Raw genomic sequence first — 16,727 nt, 5'->3', positions numbered from 1 at the left:
TAGAAGTGCATGGAAGTCAGTTTACCGAAGTTGGCCTCTTCCATAAAGATATTCAATGACTGCGACTGACAAATAAATGCGCCACGGTCGGCTGACATATCCAGTAAGCTCCGCTGCTTGATCTCCCACGCTGTCTTATAGAGATCTTTAATGTTTTGTGGAATATTCGGAATCGGCTGAACCGATCCGCTCGCACGAACCAGATTATTTTTCATCTCTTCATTCCAGAGCCCTAACCTTACCAGGTCTTTGAGCAGGTATTTATTGACCACCACAAATTCACCAGAAAGTACCCTCCTTACATATATATTAGAAGTGAATGGTTCAAAGCATTCGTTGTTACCTAAAATCTGGCTGGTAGAAGCTGTCGGCATTGGAGCAAGTAACAGAGAGTTACGAACACCATATTTAACAACCTCTTTTCTAAGTTTGTCCCAGTTCCAACGATTGCTTTCAGGAGTGACCCCCCACATATCGAATTGAAATATCCCTTGTGATACCGGACTACCCGCCCAAGTCTCGTACGGACCATGTTGCATAGCCAACTCCATAGAGGCTTCCATTGCTCCATAGTAAATTGTCTCAAACACATCTTTATTCAACTGACGCGCTTCGTCTGAATCAAAAGGCATTCGCAACATACAAAATGCATCGGCAAGCCCTTGTACTCCAATTCCGATTGGCCGGTGTCGCTTGTTACTTTTTTCGGCCTCGGGAATGGGATAGTAATTAAGGTCTATAATCTTATTAAGGTTACGTGTAATCACTTTTGTGATTTCGTATAACTTTTTATGATCAAACCGCATGAAACCATCCGCGCTTTGCTCTACAAACTTTGGCAATGCAATGGAAGCAAGATTACATACTGCTACTTCGTCCGGAGCAGTGTATTCAATGATCTCGGTACAAAGGTTCGAAGATTTGATCGTACCCAGGTTTTTCTGGTTGGACTTGCTATTCGCATGGTCTTTGTACAACATATAAGGAGTACCCGTCTCAATTTGAGATTCCATGACAGCAAACCAGAGATCCTGCGCCTTAATGGTTTTCCGAGCTTTTCCCTCTAATTCATATTGTTCGTAAAGCTTTTCAAATTCCTCGCTATGTGTATCAGAAAGTCCGGGACATTCGTGTGGATCAAATAATGACCATGTATCATTGGCTTCAACCCTCTTCATGAACAAATCAGGAATCCACAAAGCGTAAAAAAGATCGCGCGCGCGCTGTTCTTCTTTACCATGGTTTTTCTTGAGGTCAAGAAAATCATAAATATCGGCATGCCAGGGTTCCATATATATAGCAAAAGAACCTTTACGTTTTCCACCTCCCTGATCCACATATCTGGCTGTATCATTGAACACCCGAAGCATTGGCACAATACCATTAGATTGCCCGTTTGTTCCTTTAATATAAGAGCCCGTTGCACGAACATCATGAATGCTCAATCCGATACCACCAGCGGACTGGGATATCAAAGCACAATTTTTAAGTGTATCATATATGCCGCTGATACTATCCTCTTTCATAGTTAACAGAAAGCAGGAAGACATTTGTGGCTTGGGCGTACCCGCATTGAATAAGGTAGGCGTTGCATGGGTAAACCATTTCTCCGAAAGCAAATGATACGTTTCAATAGCCGCTTGTATGTCGTCCTGGTGAATACCCACGGCTACCCGCATCAACATATGTTGGGGTCTTTCAACGATTTTGCCGTCAACCTTTAATAGATATGATTTCTCAAGCGTTTTATAACCAAAGTAGTCGTAACCGTAATCACGATCATATATAATGGTTGAATCAAAAAGTGAGGCATTCTGACGGATTACGTCATGAACCTCTTTTGAGATCAACGAGGCGTTTTCACCGGTTTTTGAATCTATATATGTGTAAAGACGCTTCATTGTGGCCGAAAACGACTTCAATGTGTTCTTATGGAGATTTGAGATGGCAACACGGGCAGCCAGAATAGCGTAATCGGGGTGTTTGGTAGTCATGGAAGCCGCAGTTTCGGCAGCCAGATTGTCCAGTTCGGCGGTAGTAACTCCGTCATAAATGCCGGAAACGACCTTTTTTGCTACTTCTATAGGTTGGATAAAATTAGAGTCCAGGCCATAGCTCAATTTCTCAATACGAGCAGTCACCTTGTCGAATTTCACGGATTCGCGGCGACCGTCACGCTTTATTACATACATTGACATAGTAATGTGGTGTTTATAAGGAAGTTAGTAGTGTATATTCTTAGGATTTCACTCGGGGATAATTTCTAAAAATCTCTTGAAATAACATTAAATAAATCAGAAACACAACCAGTAATTAAAGCCAAAAATCAGGTTTATAGGGATAATGCAAATTATTAAATTGTTAAGAAACTTATAACTAGCATTTTACGAGAAGTTTACACTAAATAGATTCTACGAAAAAAAATTAGCACACAGAGGTAGAAAAATTTGTAAACTTTTTTTCAGGCGACCGCAAGAAACCCAAAGGCATCCAACTTTGATAGCTTTGAAAATCAATCAATTAACAAAAATTCGTTATTCATATAAAACTTAAATTTGTAAACTTTTATTTTTTGATGGCACTTCTTTCTTTCACAAATATTTAACTACAGAACAAAACTTATCAGAATATGAGTCAAATTATTGATCAGGCAACCCGAAGAGATTTCCTTAAACAAACCACTGGAATTGTCGCCGGACTAGCAGTCGGCTCTGCATTCCAGGACGCGCTCGCTTTGCCTCAGACCCAGCCATTGTATTCTTTGCCGCTGGGCGTGTATGCCGGCTACAATAAGGCCACTTTCCTGAAAGAGTCGGGATGTACCTATATAGAGGAATCAGTTGCTGGTTTTTTGATCCCGCCCGATGGCGACGCGCAGTATGAAAAGAATCTCCAGCAACTCAGGCAAGATCATTTCCCGATCAAGTCTTATGTTATCCTTTTGCCAGGAAGCCTAAAAACATTGGGACCGGATGCTAACCACGAAGCGATTTTGCAACGCACCGAACTTGTGTTGAAAAGAGCCAAAGAATGCGACTCTCAATATGTAGTATTCGGCAGCGGCGGCTCCCGCGTTATCCCGGAAGGCTTCGATCGTGCGATCGCCAAGGCGCAACACATTGAACTGACTAAGAAAATGGCGCCATTGGCTGAAAAATACGGGGTGACTATCGCTGTCGAGCCGCTCAACCGTGGTGAAACCAATTTTATCAATAGCCTGGCCGAGGGAGTGGAAATTGTGGATGCTGTTAAAAGTCCGCGAATAAAGCTGCTATGCGACATTTACCACATGTTGAAAGAGGATGAATCACCTTCGGAAATTGTTAAATATGGTAAGCATATCGTCCATTGTCACATTGCCGAGAAGGAGAGCCGCACCCCTCCCGGCTTAAAAGGAGATGATTTCAGGCCTTACCTCAGCGCTTTGAAGAAAATCAATTACAAAGGTGGATTATCCATTGAATGTTTTGTTTATACGGATTTCGAAAAAGAAGCGAAAAGAGGAATTGAAGTTCTGAAACAGCAACTAAGTGAGGTTTAGACCATTAATTTTTCTCATATCCTGCTAATTATACAAAAGATCGCGTTTCATTGTTTGGTTTACAAGTTGGGATTTTTTACTTTTGCAATCCTTTTTGAAAATTGTATCGAAACACATAATACCATATACCAATGAAAAAAGATATTCATCCCAATTATAGAGAAGTTGTTTTCTGGGATCTATCAAGCGATTTCAAATTCATTACGCGTTCTACCATAGAAACCAGCGAAAACATTACTTGGGAAGATGGAAAGTCTTATCCGGTTTATAAAGTTGAAGTTTCTTCTCAGTCGCACCCATTCTACACAGGCAAAAATGTACTGGTAGATACAGCAGGACGTGTTGACAAGTTCAGAAAACGTTACGGGCAAAAAGACGCTTAACCAGCTCTTATTCCAAAATTATTAAAGCAGTCTCCTGACAAATGTGTGCAGGAGACTGCTTCTTTTTTTGTCCTAACCAATAAAATGACCGAACTTTGAAGCACATACTTGAATGAAATATGCCGGACATTATTCTGTTTGACGATCCCGTACTGAGAACCCAATTATTGCCTTTTACATACACCAGACCCGTAGCTGGTATCCGCATTGGAATAAATACAATTGCTGAAAAGTGGATGGACTGGCTTCAATCGCCTATATCCTATCAAACAGAAAGACATCTTAGTCCAAAGTTCGGGATACATACTTCTGCGGACAATGTTTTTGTCAATGGCAGTTTATGTCCTGATGCGAACCTGGCAGTTACCATCCACGAGCTACCCTTTAATACAGCATTAGTTTCGGCGCAAAACGAAATTCTGGCGATCAGAACTGCTACCAGGTGGAATCCTTCAACCGGTTTGGCTGACTTTGCCATCATTTCCTACAATGAACTTTTTACAATGGTCAGAAATGTCTGGGATATTTTTACCTTCAATGGTGCTCAGATCAAGGCCGATTTTGAAAGAATCGCTTCATCCCGACAATCGGCCGACATTACAGATCCTTATACTTGCTGCTATAATTCAGAAAATATCTTTGTTGAAGAAGGTGCTGTGATCAAAGCTTCAATTTTAAATGCGGAAAATGGCCCTATTTACATTGGCCGCAATGCATTGATCCAGGAAGGCTCCATGATACAGGGACCATTTGCAATTGGAGAAAGTTCAGTACTGGCACAGGGTACCAAAATCCGACCTAATACAACTGTGGGGCCGTTTTGTAAAGTTGGCGGAGAGGTCAGTAACTGTGTTATATTTGGTTATAGCAACAAAGGTCATGACGGTTACCTCGGTAACTCAGTTTTGGGTGAATGGTGTAATCTTGGGGCTAATACCAATAATTCCAATCTTAAAAATGACCATGGTCCTGTAAAACTTCATAGCTACGCCACGGATGCACTTGCGGATACCGGTTTGCTGTTTTGCGGACTTATTATGGGAGATTATTCCAAAGCAGGAATTTCAACCATGTTCAACACTGGCACCGTTGTTGGCGTAAGTACTAATGTATTCGGAGCAGGATTTCAGGCCAAGCATATTCCTTCCTTTTCATGGGGTGGAGCTGCCGAAGGCTTTTCCGAATACCGGTTTCAAAAGGCACTTGCGGTTGCCAAAGACACTGTAAGCCGCAGAAATGTGACTTTTGATGAAACAGAGGAAAACATTCTAAAATCTGTATTTGAACAAACTCAGGAACAGCGTATTAGCTAACGATCATAAACTTCTCTTTTTTAAAGAACAACCGAAACAACAGTGCTATTTAAAGACATTCCGGGACTGGAAAACATCAAATCAACGCTCAGGAGATCGGTGCAGAACAGTCATCTGGCACATGCTCAGCTGTTCGATTCCCCTGCCGGTGGTGGCGGACTGGCATTGGCGCTCGCGTTTTCAACCTATATCAATTGCGAGAACCGTAATGAACTGGATTCTTGTGGTGTATGTGCATCATGCGCCAAAATGAGCAAACTAATCCATCCGGATTTTCACTTTATATTCCCGATCGCGACATCCAAAAAGATTGACGGCAAAACCAGCGAAGCATTTCTTCCACTATGGCGCTCATTTTTACTGGATAGCCCTTATCGGGTGTTACCGGAATGGCTCGACCACATCAGCGCTGAAAACAAGCAGGGCAACATTTCAGTGGAAGAAGCCAGAGGGATTTTGAGAAAACTCTCTGTGAAAGCCTATGAAGGCGAATATAAGATCCTTTTGATCTGGAAACCGGACATTATGAATGCGGCATCGTCCAATGCTATCTTAAAAATATTGGAAGAACCGCCTGAAAAAACATTGTTCCTGCTCGTTAGCGACCAGTCAGACAAGTTATTGACGACCATTATTTCAAGAACCCAGCGTATTACAGTTCCTGCATTTAGTGATGATGATGTTCGTTCCTACCTCAAACGGCACGATGTTACGGAAACTGCTGCTAACCAGATTGCCTATTTATGTGACGGAAATCTTTCGGAGGCCCTTATTTTGGTTCAAGAAACTGAGGATGATCGCTCGGCCTGGTTTGCCGCGTGGATGCGATCCTGCTACAAATTTGACATTTCACATCTTGTCAAGCTGGCCGACGGATATGATGTGATGAATAAGGAAAAGCAGAAAGGTATGCTGGAATATTCTCTGAAATTGTTTCGGGATATGCTCGTATGGAGCCACGGAGCGGGAGAACTTTTGCGGGTTCCGCAGGAAGAACTTACATTCGTACAGAATTTTTCCAAAACCGTCAACTTCGAATCACTGGAAAAAATGATTCAGGAAGTGAATGTTGCTTACTACCACATTGAACGGAATGTAAGGGCGAAAATGGTTTTTCTGGATCTTTCCTTAACCATTGCACAATTCTTTCAACGCGGATGAAACAGCATTTGGAAGTTATAGGAGCAACTGATATGGTCGATTTACCAGAACTGGGATGGTTTAATGTCCCGGTACGCATTGATTCCGGCGCCACTAGCTCTGCCATTCATTGCTCACGCGTTCGGCTGATCAGGGACGGCGATCAAGAAAAGCTTTGCTTTTATCTCGACGCCAAAAAAGGAGCACCTCAACAATCTTATACCGTCACCGAATTTAAAGAAACCATTGTTAAAAACTCTTCCGGCAAAGAAGAGAAGCGTTATGTGATCAAAACCCGTGTAAAGCTTTTCGGGAGGAATATCCGGACCGAGTTTTCATTGGCCAACCGCCGAAAAATGAGCTATCCCATCCTACTAGGACGAAAATTGCTCAAAAACCGGTTTATCATAGATGTATCCCGCAAAAATCTGTCAGCCGCCAAACAGGCGCCGGCACGTCAAAGTCAGGGAAAGAAATGACTATCCCAAACTTCCCCCACATTTCAATTTAGAATTTATGAAAATCGCCGTGTTGTCCACCAATCCCGACCTTTACTCAACAAAGCGGCTGGTGGAGGCAATTAAACAAAGAAATCACCAAGCAGTGGTTATTGACCATGTGAAATGCTTCGTGATGATTGAAGGGGGGAAACCGACCGTTATTTATAAAGGAAAACCAATCGAAGGGATTGATGCAGTTATTCCGAGAATCGGCACTTCTGTTAATGCATTCGGCTGTGCTGTGGTGCGTCAATTGGAGTTGATGAAAGTGTTCACAACTGTAAAATCGCAAGCCATACTTCGTTCCCGCGACAAGCTGAGGAGTATGCAAGTGCTGGCGAAATCGGGTGTTGACATTCCAAAAACCGTTTTTGCCAAAAATCCGGCTCAGGTTAATGAGCTGATCCATATGGTCGGCGGCCCACCTGTGATTATTAAGTTGTTAGAAGGAACTCAGGGAGTAGGTGTTGTGCTTGCTGAGACAATTAAGGCTGCCAAATCGACGATCGAGGCATTCTATGGTTTAAAGGCCAACTTTTTGATCCAGGAATACATTGCGGAGTCGAAAGGTGCGGATATTCGGGCATTTGTGATTGGCAATAAAGTAATCGCTGCAATGAAGCGGCAGGGCGCAGAAGGAGACTTTCGCTCCAACCTGCACAGAGGCGGTGAAGGCTACATTATTGAACTTTCGCCCGAAGAAGAACATACCGCTATTGCCGCTGCGAAGGCACTAGGCGTAAAAATCGCCGGAGTAGACCTTCTGCAGTCTGAAAGAGGCCCGCTGGTAATGGAAGTCAATTCTTCACCGGGTTTAAGAGGAATAGAGGAAGTCAGCGGAATTGACATTGCCTCTTTGATTGTTGCTTACATTGAAGACAAAATTGTTACCGACGAAGGCGATACGGTTGGTGTTTGAAAACTGCTGTTAATATTATCGTAACCAATTTGGTAACATTATAGTATCTTTGTCTTAAACCCATGAGAATAATTGCCCTGAAAACACTGAAAGACTATTTAGCAGCGTATCCGAAAGCTGAGCAGTCATTGTTGTCTTGGCACGAGGAAGTGGAGTCTGCTAGCTGGAATTCGCCTAACGAATTGAAAGAACAGTATCATAATGCCTCCGTATTGAACAATAAGAGAGTGATTTTCAACATTCACGGTAACACATATCAATTGATTGTTGATATAGAGTTCAGGTTGAAGATAGTTTTTATCGTTTGGTTTGCGCCGCATGAAGCATATGATAAAATTGATGCTAAAAAAATAGGATATGATCGCTCCAATAAAAAATAACATTCAGTACGAGCAAGCATTGGAACATATATATGTACTAATGCAAACAGACATAGCACCAGATTCTCTTGAATCTGACGAATTGGAAGTCTTATCAATCTTGGTCAAAGAGTATGAAAGTGTCAACTTTCCTATTCCAAAACCTAACCCGGTAGCAGCCATCAAATTCAGGCTTGAACAATTGGGAATTACGGAAAAAGAACTGTCAGAAATACTGGGATACCGTTCCCGCAAATCTGAAATTCTGTCCGGGAAGAGAAAATTGAGCCTGGGAATGATTCGAAAATTAAACGAAACGTTGCATATCCCGGCAGATGTTCTCATACAAGCTTATTGATATTCTATTAAATCAGAACATGTTGATCCCATATGTTTATTGATCAACACAAATAAATCATGCATATAAAAATTGGAACGCGGGGGAGCAAACTCGCTCTTTGGCAGGCATATTATGTGGAAGACTTGCTGCAAAAAGGTGGTCTAGAAACAGAAATAGTGATCATCGAAACCAGAGGAGATCAGATACTGGACCGGTCCCTTTCAAAAATAGGTAGTAAGGGCGTTTTCACGCAGGAACTGGAAGACCAGCTCGTCAGTGGCGACATTGATATCGCTGTACACAGCGCCAAAGATCTGCAATCTCAGCTCGACGATGCTTTTGAAATCATCGCATTTACAGAACGTGAAAAAGCCAATGATGTACTGGTCAGTCACGATACCGCTTTATCTCTTAAAACTGGCAAATCTTTTGTCGTCGGTACTTCCTCCACACGCAGAGTCGCTGTTTTAAAACATTTCTACCCGCACATCAAAACAGTTGATATGCGCGGTAACCTCCAAACACGCCTCAGGAAACTGGAAGAGGGCCAATGTGATGCATTGCTGCTCGCCTATGCGGGCGTGCACAGAATGGAGTATGACGACAAAATTGCGGAACATTTACTTTTGGATGAATTTACCCCGGCAGTCGGCCAGGGCAGTGTTGCGATCGAATGTGCGGTAATCTTGTCGGATGACAAAAAAAGCACCATAAAACGCCTGCTGAACCATACACTTACCGAAACTTGCGTGCTCACTGAAAGGGCGTTTCTGAAAAGATTACAGGGAGGATGCAGCATTCCCGTCTTTGGAATGGCTACGCTTCATGACGATCAGATCAATATTTCCGGCGGAATCATTAGTCTGGACGGTAGCGAGCTGATCCGCAGAACGCAAAGCGGCTCTAATGCTTTTCCTCATGAGCTGGGTACTGCACTGGCTGATGAATTGCTGGAAGCTGGCGCTGACCGGATTTTAAATGATATCCGCGGCGAACAAAACAGCTAGATTACTTTTTTTAGTACAAGAAAAAGGCCAAACCATGATCGGTTCGGCCTTTTCTCACTTATAAACTAGTAGATATTATTCTTTTTTAGGAAGTGAGTCCGATGGTACTGCTGGTTTTACAGGAAGTGCAGTTGAATCCGCCGGTGTTATTGGAAGCACAGGTTTTGCAGTGCTGTCTGGCCTTACCGTTGTAGAATCCGGCCTGAATGTCGAATCCCGCTTCATAGTTGAGTCCGGCTTGAAGGTTGAATCCCTTTTCATGGTAGAATCAGGTCTCATTCCTGGCTGACCCTGGAAACCTTGTCTCACCGGGCGTGCTGTACTGTCGGCCGCTGCTGGCTTGGCACCTTGCGGCCTGCCTGCTCCACCTGCGCCTGGTCTTATGGCTGGTACAGTGATAGCTGGGGTTGCTGCACCTTGTGTGCCACCGCCGGCTCCACCGCCATCCATTCCGCCGCCGCCGTCGCCTTTCTGGTCATCATTGTTGACTGATTTTTTCCGGCGCGTTTTCTGCTCAACGAATGTCATTTTACCCAATTTGTACGAGAAGTTAACCCTGAAACCTCTGTTGTACAAATGGTTTGTGTTGTTCTGATTGAAACTATACGATTCTAAAACTGTTTTCTGCTTGAATGCCGGGGCCAGGAAATTCTCCATACCAAATCCTATGCTTCCCCTTTTGTTCTTGAAATCCTTCTTAAGTCCAAGGTCATACATTCTGAAACCGGTTTGATATCCTTGCAACTGAATTTCCCTTCCTCTCATGAAGGCTCCTCCTTGAAATCCCCATCCGTTTTTGATGGTAAGACTTGTCCTCAAACGGCCGCTGATCACAAATCCATCATTGCTGTACCGCAGCGTAGGATCCGAGTTATTATTGGTTAGCGTAACATAGTAGGAGTCGAAACCACCGCCAATCTGCCATCTTTTAAACAGTGTGACATTTCCAAAAACATTGACGCCATAGTTATCTTTTTGACCAATGTTCCCGAAAGTAGTGGAAATCACGCCAGTTGGACTTACTGTCCTGATACTTTCAATAGACCCATTGGTGAAGCGGGCAAATGTAGACACGTTAACATACACCGTTCCTTTGAAGAAGCTTGTTCCCAACTCGACCTGATCAGTAAGTTCAGGTTTCAGATTTGGATTACCGAAAGATATATTCTGAGGATTGGAAGCATTCACGTTCGGGTTAAGATATTGAATACCTGGACGTTGAAGCCTTCTGTTATATCCAAGTTTAACCGTCTGCCCCTTTCCGAAAGTTTGAGAAATATTAATACTTGGAACCAGGTTACCGTATGACGGAATATTAAGATCGACCTTGCTGCCTTCTCTCGATAATTGATTCGCATTGATGTTGGTATACTCGTAACGAGATCCAACTTTCAATGTAAACCGGCTTTTTGTACTGTAAGTGTATGACAAATACCCGGCAGCTACATTCTGATCGTAGTTCAGGTTGTTGGTCGAATCCAGTGCATTGGCTTTGTAATAGAAGTAATCACTCACTACCTGACGCATGATCGCCTTACCGCCCAATTCAAGCATTTGGTTTTCCTTAATTGGAGTCTGATAGTCTAGCTGAATCGTGCTTTCCTGATTATGGCTCTTATTATCATTTGCCTGATTATTCAAAAACTCCCTGACATCCAAACTGCTCAACGAGAAGTTGTCTGCCTTGTAGTTGTTAGTTCTGTTATTACGGCTAAACTGGGTTGAAATACTCAGTTCCTGCTGAGGCTTGCTAAGCGTTTTCAGGTAATCTACATTGACATCCCAGGTTCCTGACAAGTCTTTGGTATCCACATCGCGGAAAGTTGAGGTAGTAGCGCCAGCTCTGGTGTTGATCGTGGTCAGTCCCTGAGAATTGATCTGATTCCTCAAACCATACCGAACATTAGCCGAAATCGATGATTTGGGATCAATTTCATAATCCCAGCCAAAATTGTACGAGCCGAAAGCATTCTTGTTATGTGATTCAGCAGATTGCTTGACAGAAAAAGAATTGGCCTTTCCTACCTGGTTATTCTCAGATTTGCCAGGCATATTGTACCCGAACCGGCCAAATCCACCCAGACTGAAACCCATTTTTCCAGTGCGGTAATTTCCTCTTAGTCCAAGGTTAGACCCTCTGTTACCAATACCTGTATCAATATTCAATGTACCGCCCTGAATGGTACTTTTCTTGGTTACAATGTTAATGATACCAGCTGATCCTTCGGCGTCATATTTTGCAGATGGGGAAGTGATCACCTCAACCGACTTGATCATATCTGCCGGAATTTGTCTTAAAGCATCCGCTACACTGGATGCAATGATCGTAGAAGGTTTATTATTGATCAAAACCCTTACATTGGAACTACCTCTTAATGAAACGTTACCGTCCAGATCCACAGTGAGCATCGGAACTTTCTTCATCACATCAGAAGCGTCACCGCCTCTACTGGTAATGTCCTTTTCAGCATTATAAACCAACCTGTCGACTTTTTCTTCGATCAGTTGAGCCATGCCTACTACTTCCACTTCATTAAGTTGCACCACGTCTGCTCCCAGCGATATAGAACCAAGATCGAGATCGGTTTTGCGGTCTATTTTAATATTGTTAATGGTTTTTGTTTTATATCCGATAAAGGAAATAAGGATTTTAAAATCCCCAGAAGCAACTTTGTTCATAGTGAACGCTCCCTTTTCGTCGGTAGTGGTACCATCTATCGGGTTATTGGTTTTAATATCCACCAAAGCCAATGCCGCAAATTCGACCGGCTTCTTACTCATTGAGTCGATCAGAATACCTTTGATTTTCCCACTTCCTTTTGGGGTGTCTTCCGCAGTACCCGGAATTACGGTCTGCCGCTGTCTGTCGCCGCCGCGCTGGAAGTCTCCGCCTCCGCCGCCCCTGCTACCTCCGCCACCGCCTGGAAACTGAGCAAAAGCGGTTGATGTGAGTCCTGTTAAAACAGCCAGGATTACATATTGTAAAATAACTTTCATGGTTGGGTTGTATATTGATGTATTATTGGAAGCTCAAAATAACAGCCAATAAAATTGTAATAAAAACAGAATAGATGGAAAGGATGTATGTACCGATCAAACCCCGATTTCACACGATTAAGTGGCAGATAAAAACGGCAGAAGAGCTGCATATCATTATATATCGCAAACTGGTGACTTTACATTTTCATTGATAGATTAGGGGACGTGATCGGTCGGCATTTGAGGTACATTGATCGATTGGAATAGGTGGTTTGATAAATTCCGCGTAAGATTGTAACGTCATGCAATGTATAAGCACATTGAAACTAACTAATTTGTAAATGGATACGCGTGCCGCTAGAAAATACCCCCCATTGTTCCTTCACTTGCTAGGATGGAGCTTTCTGGCCTTGTTCCTGATGTGGCAACCATTGAGCTGGCAAATTGTGTTTCCCGATTCTTTCTGGATTAAGCAGGCTGTTTTGCTAGGTTTGCTGATTTTCGTATTTTATCTCAACTACTATATATGGTTCCCGCGGTATCTCGCCAAGAACCGATATTTCAAGTTTATTATCCTGAATATAGTATCTGTTGTACTGCTGGCATTTGTAATGGAGCAGGTGAAGATATTGATCAATCACGGTGAGCAAATGGATCGCGCATTTCGCATGGCCCGAGAAGCGAACGGTGAGAAAAAGCATCAGGACAAACTGGATAACTTCGCATTACTTACCGCTCTGATGATCATTGGATTAAGTACCAGTGTGGCAGCAGTTCGCGGTGCCCAGCTCGATAAACAATACCGTCAGAATCTTGAAAAGGAAAAGATCAACTCCGAACTTTCATTCCTGAAAGCGCAAATCAACCCGCACTTTTTCTTCAATACGCTTAATAACATATATGCACTGACGATCATTGACGTGGAAGCGGCGAGAGAAGCGTTGCATAAGCTTTCGCGTATGATGCGCTACGTGTTGTACGAAACCCAGCACGGGACTGTGTTGCTAAGCCAGGAGATTGCATTCGCGAAGGATTACATTGAATTGATGCAATTGCGGCTGACCGACAAAGTAACAGTACATCTCGACCCGCCTAGCCCGCTTCATGATGTGAGCATTGCACCCATGTTATTTTTACCGTTTATTGAAAACGCATTCAAACATGGTGTCAGTGCCATGCAACCCAGCCGCATTGATATTCAGATCCGGCAAACCGGCAACAAGATTTTTGTTGAAGTAAAAAATACATTGTTTACCGACAAACGGGCCGTACTCGACGATAGTAACGGCATCGGGCTCGTCAATACGCAGCGCCGTCTTGACTTGCTTTACCCTGGAAAATATCAGCTGGAAGTCACAGAGAATAAGGAAGGAAAAGAATTTGAAGTACACCTGGAACTTGAAACGGCATGACTACCATTGAATGTATCGCGGTAGACGACGAGCCGCTGGCCCTGGGACTAGTATGTGCGTTTATTGAAAAGACCCCGTTTTTATCGCTTGCAGGACGTTATTCCAGTGCAGTGGAAGCATTACAAGTCATTCACAGCAAGCATATTGACGTTATATTTTTGGATATTCAAATGCCGGATCTTACAGGTATTGAACTCGCACGCGTAATCGAAAAAGCGGGTACCAAGGCGCCGAGGATCATATTTACAACCGCTTTTAACCAGTATGCACTGGACGGTTTCCGTGTTGACGCATTAGACTATCTCCTAAAACCCTTTAATTATGAAGAGTTCCTCCGTGCTGCATCCAAGGCACAGGCTTATGCAGAGCTTTTACAAAAAGCTTCATCACCGGCTTCTCCCGAAACCAAAGATGAATATCTGTTCCTGAAAGTGGAATATCAGCTGGTCAGGATAGCTTATGACGACATTTTGTACACGGAGGGACTCAAAGATTATGTTAAAGTACACCTCAAATCGGATACCAAACCGACTCTTTCATTAACAAGTCTGAAGGCTCTGGAAGAAAAACTCCCGGCTTCCAAATTCATGCGCGTCCATCGTTCGTTTATTGTCAACCTGGACAAAATTAGCGCTGTTACCCGCAACACCATTCAGATCGGTACCGTCACCATTCCGGTCAGTGATCAGTACAAGGAAAACTTCAATCAATTTTTAAGTAAGTGGATGTAACCGTAAGTAATTTTTACTTACCTTAATGTCTGATTATCAACAAATCAGCCTTTAAGATCAGTACCGCCATGAAAAACATTGTACTATTTATCTCAATATCCCTGCTGCTGACATTCGGTTGCAAACGAAAAGATAAAAACACCCCCGATCCGATACCGGAGGAAATCAAGATCACAGAATTGACTGACCCTGATTTTATTCAATACATTGAGGTTCCCGGCTCTGAGAAAATTGTTTTTGATTCGACCCTGCATGCATATTTAATAACTCTTCCGGCCAGTTTTACAACCGACCGCATCAATATCAAATTCAAATTTTATCCGGGTGCCTTTTTAACAACCGGGCACAGCGGGGAATCGGCAGAGGTGGTCGATTTTACTTTCCGGAGCCGGGCGCCACTGTATTTTCAGATCAGCTCGGCCAAGGAGAAACTGGCAGATTACCAAATTTATGTTAAGCACAATGGCCCGTTGAAGGGTTCGATTTCTGATCAGGAAGATTTTCAATGTGATCCGGATGGCAATTTCAGTGTACCCCTCGAAATCACTTCCGGCCTGGGAACAAATCCCAGCTCCCCAGATTCGAAGCTGGAACTACAGGCCATCTTGAAAGACGAAAAAACAGGAATGCAAATCTTAGGTACACCCTTTCAAGCGGCTTTATATTTTAACAATGTCCAGCCCTTTGTAAAGTCGGAGAACCTCAGTGTCAGTCTTAAATATGGGGATCAAGTTTTAACAGTTGCTCAAAACAAAAAGCTGACCCAGCTAAAAGTTGTAGTGTACCAAATAGGCTCTTTTCCTCTTTTTACGCCGCTTTCCGCGGGTCAAAAAGTCGAAATCTTCGGAAAAGGCTTTACTGCCAATAAGAAATACACGCTTAAAATTCAAAATGATTTTCTCGATAAACCATTTGTCAGCAATGCCGATTTCACGGAAATTAACAAGCTGTCGGGCACCATACCAGAAAATTTGCCCATTGGTTCTTACTCAGTGGGAATCTTTCAAAATGACACTTTGGTTAACGGTGTCATTCATACTATCTCGAAAAATGAAAAGGAACAGGCAATAGGTCAGATATGGACTGGGGTAAACGACTACCCAACTTCCAGCCAATCTTTTTACGTCGCTAAAAAGATCAGTGTGCAACGAGGTAAGTCTTTATTTGTAAATCCTTTCCCCGCAATTTGGAGAATGTATGAGGGTTTCGATCCAAAAAAAGTACTGCCCGATCTCCAATTAAAAAACGCAGCTCAAACTGCAACCATCAAAGCGGCCGTGAAAAGCGACGGCTCGTATGGCGATGCCAGTATCAGGGTGTATTACGGGGAATATACTGCGCCTATAAGTCTAGCACCAGGAATGTATGAGGCAAGATTGGTTTACGCAGACAAATCCGTATCGCTTCCTTTCTGGAGTAAAATCGAAATAAAATAAAAATGCGCACCTATCGGATATCCGGCAGGTGCGCATTTTTATTTTATTTTGATATTTTACTTCAATTCCTCCTTCAAAAAGTGCCCAGTGTGGCTGCCTTTTACTTTGGAAACCTTCTCTGGCGTGCCTTCTGCAATGATACGGCCACCTTGCGCACCACCTTCGGGGCCCACGTCAATCACATGGTCCGCGACTTTAATGACGTCCATATTGTGCTCAATGATCAGTACCGTGTTCCCTTTTTCAACGAGCTTGTTCAGTACATTCAACAAATGCCTTATATCCTGAAAATGCAACCCGGTAGTAGGCTCATCGAGAATGTAGAGCGTTTTTCCAGTGTCACGTTTCGATAATTCCTCCGACAATTTCACACGCTGCGCCTCTCCACCAGAAAGCGTAGTAGCATGTTGTCCCAATGTGATGTAGCCTAAGCCTACATCGTTGAGCGTTTGTACTTTACGTAATAGTCTTGGCTGGTTCTCAAAGAATTCCAAAGCCGTTTCCACTGTCATATCCAAGATATCCGCGACAGATTTGCCTTTGAAACGTACTTCTAATGTTTCGCGGTTGAATCTTTTTCCTTTACAGGTTTCGCAATTAATGTGGACATCCGGCAAAAAATCCATTTCAATCTTCTTCATTCCAGCGCCTTCACAATCCTCGCAAC

14 protein-coding genes and 1 pseudogene are annotated in these 16,727 nt (G+C 43.2%); 12 read left to right on the top strand and 3 right to left on the bottom strand.

The window, feature by feature from the left end:
* Positions 1-2,192: ribonucleoside-diphosphate reductase subunit alpha (locus tag ABIO93_RS08440; RefSeq protein ID WP_348066479.1), on the bottom strand; the 2,192-nt coding region annotated here is incomplete at its 3' end.
* Between the two features lie 437 nt (positions 2,193-2,629).
* Between ABIO93_RS08440 and ABIO93_RS08435 the strand changes: the two genes are divergently transcribed.
* The 9 genes from ABIO93_RS08435 (at position 2,630) to hemC (ending at position 9,502) form a co-directional block, all read left to right on the top strand.
* Complete coding sequence (locus tag ABIO93_RS08435) at positions 2,630-3,541, top strand: sugar phosphate isomerase/epimerase family protein (RefSeq protein WP_348066477.1); 912 nt, start codon at positions 2,630-2,632, stop codon at positions 3,539-3,541.
* Between the two features lie 131 nt (positions 3,542-3,672).
* A complete protein-coding gene (locus tag ABIO93_RS08430) occupies positions 3,673-3,924 on the top strand; it encodes a type B 50S ribosomal protein L31 (protein ID WP_244824548.1) in 252 nt (83 codons plus the stop codon).
* Positions 3,925-4,043: 119 nt separating this feature from the next.
* Positions 4,044-5,237 carry a putative sugar nucleotidyl transferase gene (locus ABIO93_RS08425; RefSeq protein ID WP_348066474.1) on the top strand — a complete coding sequence of 398 codons (1,194 nt, stop codon included), beginning with the start codon at positions 4,044-4,046 and terminating at the stop codon, positions 5,235-5,237.
* 42 nt (positions 5,238-5,279) lie between these two features.
* On the top strand, positions 5,280-6,398 hold the full coding sequence (locus ABIO93_RS08420) for a DNA polymerase III subunit delta' C-terminal domain-containing protein (protein WP_348066472.1): 1,119 nt from the start codon (positions 5,280-5,282) through the stop codon (positions 6,396-6,398).
* Positions 6,395-6,856, top strand: a complete 462-nt coding sequence (locus ABIO93_RS08415) for a RimK/LysX family protein (RefSeq protein WP_348066470.1) — start codon at positions 6,395-6,397, stop codon at positions 6,854-6,856. The genes ABIO93_RS08420 and ABIO93_RS08415 overlap by 4 nt, the downstream gene beginning before the upstream one ends.
* Positions 6,857-6,893: 37 nt before the next feature.
* Entirely contained in the window at positions 6,894-7,796 is a 903-nt protein-coding gene (gene rimK / locus ABIO93_RS08410) for a 30S ribosomal protein S6--L-glutamate ligase (RefSeq protein WP_348066468.1), read from the top strand.
* Positions 7,797-7,858: 62 nt separating this feature from the next.
* Entirely contained in the window at positions 7,859-8,176 is a 318-nt protein-coding gene (locus tag ABIO93_RS08405) for a type II toxin-antitoxin system HigB family toxin (RefSeq protein ID WP_348066466.1), read from the top strand.
* Positions 8,154-8,513 (top strand): helix-turn-helix domain-containing protein, encoded by a 360-nt coding sequence (locus tag ABIO93_RS08400; RefSeq protein WP_348066464.1) that lies wholly within the window; start codon positions 8,154-8,156, stop codon positions 8,511-8,513. The genes ABIO93_RS08405 and ABIO93_RS08400 overlap by 23 nt, the downstream gene beginning before the upstream one ends.
* A 59-nt stretch (positions 8,514-8,572) precedes the next feature.
* Entirely contained in the window at positions 8,573-9,502 is a 930-nt protein-coding gene (hemC, locus tag ABIO93_RS08395; protein WP_348066462.1) for a hydroxymethylbilane synthase, read from the top strand.
* Positions 9,503-9,577: 75 nt separating this feature from the next.
* On the opposite strand, the gene ABIO93_RS08390 is transcribed toward hemC, so the two are convergent.
* A complete protein-coding gene (locus ABIO93_RS08390) occupies positions 9,578-12,499 on the bottom strand; it encodes a TonB-dependent receptor (protein WP_348066459.1) in 2,922 nt (973 codons plus the stop codon).
* A gap of 323 nt (positions 12,500-12,822) precedes the next feature.
* On the opposite strand from ABIO93_RS08390, the gene ABIO93_RS08385 reads away from it, so the two are divergent.
* The 3 genes from ABIO93_RS08385 (at position 12,823) to ABIO93_RS08375 (ending at position 16,060) form a co-directional block, all read left to right on the top strand.
* A complete protein-coding gene (locus ABIO93_RS08385) occupies positions 12,823-13,893 on the top strand; it encodes a histidine kinase (RefSeq protein ID WP_348066457.1) in 1,071 nt (356 codons plus the stop codon).
* Positions 13,890-14,624: a LytTR family DNA-binding domain-containing protein gene (locus ABIO93_RS08380; protein ID WP_348066455.1), complete on the top strand. Its 735-nt coding sequence runs from the start codon at positions 13,890-13,892 to the stop codon at positions 14,622-14,624. The genes ABIO93_RS08385 and ABIO93_RS08380 overlap by 4 nt, the downstream gene beginning before the upstream one ends.
* Before the next feature lie 68 nt (positions 14,625-14,692).
* Positions 14,693-16,060, top strand: coding sequence for a hypothetical protein (locus ABIO93_RS08375; RefSeq protein WP_348066454.1), 1,368 nt, complete (start codon positions 14,693-14,695; stop codon positions 16,058-16,060).
* Positions 16,061-16,116: 56 nt separating this feature from the next.
* Here ABIO93_RS08375 and ABIO93_RS08370 read toward each other — a convergent pair.
* Positions 16,117-16,727 (bottom strand): annotated as a pseudogene (locus ABIO93_RS08370) (excinuclease ABC subunit UvrA); the annotation flags it as partial.

It is taken from the genome of Dyadobacter sp. (genome assembly GCF_039919315.1).
Classification (GTDB): Bacteria; Bacteroidota; Bacteroidia; order Cytophagales; family Spirosomataceae; genus Dyadobacter.
This window is presented reverse-complemented; position numbering and strand designations above follow the sequence as displayed.

Bases quoted from the DNA above. Each gene is read 5' to 3' on its own strand.
- hemC (WP_348066462.1), top strand. From the start codon at position 8,573: ATGCATATAAAAATTGGAACGCGGGGGAGCAAACTCGCTCTTTGGCAG.
- ABIO93_RS08380 (WP_348066455.1), top strand. From the start codon at position 13,890: ATGACTACCATTGAATGTATCGCGGTAGACGACGAGCCGCTGGCCCTG.
- ABIO93_RS08385 (WP_348066457.1), top strand. From the start codon at position 12,823: ATGGATACGCGTGCCGCTAGAAAATACCCCCCATTGTTCCTTCACTTG.
- ABIO93_RS08375 (WP_348066454.1), top strand. From the start codon at position 14,693: ATGAAAAACATTGTACTATTTATCTCAATATCCCTGCTGCTGACATTC.
- ABIO93_RS08435 (WP_348066477.1), top strand. From the start codon at position 2,630: ATGAGTCAAATTATTGATCAGGCAACCCGAAGAGATTTCCTTAAACAA.
- rimK (WP_348066468.1), top strand. From the start codon at position 6,894: ATGAAAATCGCCGTGTTGTCCACCAATCCCGACCTTTACTCAACAAAG.
- ABIO93_RS08415 (WP_348066470.1), top strand. From the start codon at position 6,395: ATGAAACAGCATTTGGAAGTTATAGGAGCAACTGATATGGTCGATTTA.
- ABIO93_RS08400 (WP_348066464.1), top strand. From the start codon at position 8,154: ATGATCGCTCCAATAAAAAATAACATTCAGTACGAGCAAGCATTGGAA.
- ABIO93_RS08405 (WP_348066466.1), top strand. From the start codon at position 7,859: ATGAGAATAATTGCCCTGAAAACACTGAAAGACTATTTAGCAGCGTAT.
- ABIO93_RS08430 (WP_244824548.1), top strand. From the start codon at position 3,673: ATGAAAAAAGATATTCATCCCAATTATAGAGAAGTTGTTTTCTGGGAT.
- ABIO93_RS08390 (WP_348066459.1), bottom strand. From the start codon at position 12,499: ATGAAAGTTATTTTACAATATGTAATCCTGGCTGTTTTAACAGGACTC.
- ABIO93_RS08425 (WP_348066474.1), top strand. From the start codon at position 4,044: ATGCCGGACATTATTCTGTTTGACGATCCCGTACTGAGAACCCAATTA.